Annotated in this window: 2 protein-coding genes; one reads left to right on the top strand and one right to left on the bottom strand. The window is 59.8% G+C overall.

Features of this window, described 5'->3' with window-relative positions:
* Positions 1–327: 327 nt before the first annotated feature.
* On the bottom strand, positions 328–1,278 hold the full coding sequence (locus tag DMP11_RS10000) for a putative endonuclease domain-containing protein (RefSeq protein ID WP_123186341.1): 951 nt from the start codon (positions 1,276–1,278) through the stop codon (positions 328–330).
* A gap of 358 nt (positions 1,279–1,636) precedes the next feature.
* On the opposite strand from DMP11_RS10000, the gene DMP11_RS09995 reads away from it, so the two are divergent.
* Positions 1,637–3,130 (top strand): DEAD/DEAH box helicase, encoded by a 1,494-nt coding sequence (locus DMP11_RS09995; protein ID WP_123186340.1) that lies wholly within the window; start codon positions 1,637–1,639, stop codon positions 3,128–3,130.
* Positions 3,131–4,181 lie beyond the last annotated feature (1,051 nt).

Genomic DNA, 4,181 nt, shown 5'->3' with positions numbered 1-4,181 from the left:
CCCCGGAACCCCGGAACCCCGGAACCCAATCACCGCCCAGAAGCCTCGCCTGCCCGGATAACCCCGCTTGTCCGGTCAAACCGCTGCCGGATGGCCCGCGAAAGGGCGTCCTGCCCGGATAACCCCGCTTGTCCGGGCAGGCGGCTGCCGAAACGCCTCGGCGTGCCACCGGTCTCGTCCTCTTTGGGCCCCTCTGCCCGGATAACCCCGCTTGTCCGGTCAAACCGCTGCCGGATGGCCCGCGGAAGGCCCGTCCTGCCCGGATAACCCCGCTTGTCCGGGCAGGCTGCTGCCGAATGGCGTCGGTATGGGGGCTGCGGGATGATATCAGAAGTAACATTCGCAGGGAACTTGGTTATCCCAGATTGTGTTCGGAAAAATGGCGCTGTGCAAAGCCGCGCGCTTCTCTCGTTGCGCGCTGTCTCCCAGGCGCAGGCGAATGCCCATGGCCGAAGCAATTGCTTCGGCCGTTTTATCGAGTGCGGCGGTTGTACGCACCTGATCGCTGGTAACCGATAGCGTTTCAATGCCCAGCCTTCGGAGGTTTAAGCGGCGTTCGGAATCACGGCGGCTTTGGGCGGGATTGCTGAAATGGTAGACATCGCTGTCGTATTCGACGGCGAGATTGAATTCAGGCCAAAATAGGTCGATGTAGTAAACGTTGCCTGTTCCGCCGTTTCGATAATTGCTGGCAACGATTTTATGGTTAAGCAAAGGCGCAGGCAGGCCATATCCTCCTAGCCTTTTGGGCAGGGTGAGAACGATGACCAGACACGTTTCCATGGGCGATCCCGAGTTGGGAATGACATAGCGCAGGACTTTGAGGGTATTGCGGTGGTTTTTTAGCTGGGGATTCCTTTCGATGACTTCAAGGATGGCGTCGGGAGAGGTTAGTGGAGCCCTGGGCAAAAACGGTTTGTCGGCCTGCGGGGAGGAGGCCAGGCTGTAGCAGCCGCATAATTCAAAGCCAATTTCCAAGGCGCTGGCCAGAGGCATCGTGTCGCATAGGTAATGGAATGTCAGTTCTGGAGAGGTGCAGGCGATGGAGTCCGAGAACACGACCACGTTATCAAGGAGCGTCTGGGGGAGCGCTACGTGGCAGCACGAACACGGCAGCTCGGTGCGATGCTCCCGCAACGCAAGAAAGTGGATGGGTTCGAGGGATTGGTTAGTGAGAGCCTGAGCGCTCTTGACCGCCTGGACTGTTGGTTTCATTTTTGCGAAAGCCGCTCCCGATGCTTGGGTCGGTTGCTTTGGCGTTGTCTTCTCGAAGCGCATTGGGCCACTGGATTCTGGTGAGTGGCAGCAAGTTCGCAGAAGTGCGAGGGCGGTGGTGTGGGATAAGATCGTCATGGTTTTAGTGTAGGTTCCGCAATCGCCAATGGGGCGCCAAATGGCTATCAACGCGTCCTCAGGATTTCGTTATTTTGTCGCCAAGGTGACCGGGTTTTCGCTATAGCCATGCGTCGTGCGGTCCGTGAAAATACCACGCCGATGCGCCGTGGATTCTTTGCGAAAGCGCCTCCGATGCGCCGTGAAACCATCAGTTGGGCGCCACAAATTCGCACCAAGGCCCGCAGATGGCAGCGCAGCGCTACAATGGCCTTTCTGTAAATGTGAAAGGAACAATTCCCGTATGACATCGTTTTCCGAACTCGGGCTGTCCAAGCCCGTCATGAACGCTGTGGCTTCGTTGGGCTATCAGGAGCCCACGCCGGTGCAACAGCAGGCAATCCCGCTGGTGCTGCAGGGGCGCGACATTGTGGCCGCTGCGAAAACCGGCACCGGTAAAACCGCCGCCTTCGCCCTGCCCTCAATGGACGGGCTGCCGCGCGCAAAGGGCGGCAAAGGCCCTGCCATGCTGGTGGTCACTCCTACCCGCGAGCTGGCGACGCAGATCGCCGAGGTGTGCCAAGTGGTGGCCAAGCACACTAACCTGCGGGTGTTTTCGGTGGTAGGCGGCGTTTCCTACAACCCGCAAATCGCCCAGCTTCGCCGCGGCGTGGACGTGCTGATCGCCACTCCCGGCCGCCTCGTGGACCTTATGCAGCAAAGTGCGGTGAATCTGGCCGACGTGCGCGTGCTGGTGCTGGACGAGGCCGACCGCATGCTGGACATGGGCTTTCTGCCCTCCGTGCGAAAAGTCGTGGCCGCCACGCCCCAAAGCCGCCAAACACTGCTGTTCTCGGCCACCATCGATGACTCGGTGATGGGGCAAGTGGGCAATCTGCTGAAAGAGCCGCAGTTCGTGGAAATCGCCCACAAAGGCGAAACCGCCGACACGGTGGATCAGTACCTGGTGCGCATCCCCCAGCTGGCCAAACCGGCGCTGCTGAAGGCGGTGCTGGAGGAGAAGGGGGGCAGCCGCATCATTGTGTTCGCCCGCACGCGGCACCGCGCCGATGCGGTTTGCCGTCGCCTGAAGAAGGCGGGTTTCTCGGCTGAGGCCATCCATTCCGACCGCTCCCAGAACCAGCGGCAGCGGGCGCTGGCGAATTTCGCCGACGGCAAAACCGATGTGATTGTGGCCACCGATGTGCTGGCGCGCGGCATCGATGTGGACCAAGTGAACTACGTGGTGAACTACGACCTTCCCCATGAGCCGGAGGATTACGTACATCGCATCGGCCGCACCGGGCGGGCCGGCTGCACCGGTTGGGCCGTATCGTTTGTGAGCCCCGAGAACGAGATTGACCTCAGGGCCATACAGAAGCTTATCGGGCAGCAGCTGCCGGAGCTCCCTCTGCCGGGCTTCGACCGCGATGGGGCGGTGGCGGAAGCGGAGGCGAAGACCGCTGCCCGTGAGGCGTCGAAGGACTCCGATATTGTTGCAGCCAAAAAGGAAATGGCGAAAAAGGCGCGACGGAAGAACCGTGCGAAAGCGCGCGATGAGGCGGAGCGCGAGGCTCGCGCAGAGGCCGCTGAGAAGAAGGCGCCGGCGAAGTTACAGTTGCCCCGAGGACCGAAAAAGCCCAAGACGACAGGAGGGCAGAAGCGCGAAAGGGGCGCCTCTAAAGCGGCGGCCGCAGGGTGCAAAACGAAGGGTGTTGCGACCGCGGGGAGGCCGGATATGCGTCCCGGGCGAGCCCATCGGGCGGCTCAAGCGCAGGCTCGGAAGCGCTCGCGATAGGCCCTCAGCGGAGTTCGATTCGGTGGCTCCCGCTATTGCGGCAAGGGGGCTTTGAAGGGGTCGTCTGAGCAAAGTACGATGTCTTGTTTTAGACATGGTGAAGGCCGGAAGCAGAGTTGCTTCCGGCCTTCTTTTTGAGTTTCCAAACCGCTTGGCAGAGGGTGTCGGGGCGAAAAACAGGGTGGGAAAATCAGGAAAACTGAAGATCGTTTTGAGAGTGCTTTGCTGATCATAATTCGATTTTCAAGAGATATAGGTTTTATAAGACCAAAAACGTTTATATACGAAGCAAATTTTGGAGATATAAAACCAAATAGTTATAAATCACAATGAAAAGAATAAATTTTATTTAAGATGTAGTCTATGGTTTTAAAACCTAAAAAGCTGGAATTGGGATTGAATATGATGAGAGTCTAATAATTAATGCACGAAATTAGACGGCTGTTTGAGTGTTGCTATCCCGGTTGTATTCCAATGAATTAAATCTTTTTTTCCTGCAATCCAGAGCTGACCCGGGCTCGGTTTTCACGCGAAAGAAGGGGGTCTAAAAGTCGGTGCAAAACACTCTTCGCGGAGCCGGGTTTGAAGCGGCGCCGAGGTGCTGGCGAAGCGTTGTTGGCCGATGGGTTTCTGGGTTTGGCAACACTGGGGGAGCAGCTGCCGGTTGGCTGGAGCGGTGGCCGGTTGGCCGGGGTGGCTGCTGGTTTATCGGTAGGGCTCTGGCTGGTCGGCGCTGTGATGAAGAGGACGGGGCCGGCCGGCTGCCCGCGCTGCAGCATGGTGGGTGTAGGGGGCGCCGCTGGCGCCGCCCGCGCGCAATGTCCGTGGCGGAACTAGCCCGCTGGTTCCGCCACGGGTCCCGGTGGGGAGGGGCGGCTTGGGGCTTCTGGCGGGAATAGCCCGCTGGTTCCGCCACGGCCCGGGCCCTGGCCCCAGCCCCCGGCCGACCCGGCCTAACCTTCCCCTCGCCCCATCCGTCTTGGACTTCCCTCTGGCGGGAATAGCCCGCTAGTTCCGCCACGGGGTGGGGGTTGCGTGCGTCTTCGGGGAG

Origin of the sequence: Parvibacter caecicola (assembly GCF_003725335.1) — a bacterium.
GTDB classification, from domain to species: Bacteria; Actinomycetota; Coriobacteriia; order Coriobacteriales; family Eggerthellaceae; genus Parvibacter; species Parvibacter caecicola.
This window is presented reverse-complemented; position numbering and strand designations above follow the sequence as displayed.

What these genes read in the sequence shown, in the direction of transcription:
- DMP11_RS10000 (WP_123186341.1), bottom strand. Translation starts at nt 1,278, where the DNA reads ATGCGCTTCGAGAAGACAACGCCAAAGCAACCGACCCAAGCATCGGGA.
- DMP11_RS09995 (WP_123186340.1), top strand. Translation starts at nt 1,637, where the DNA reads ATGACATCGTTTTCCGAACTCGGGCTGTCCAAGCCCGTCATGAACGCT.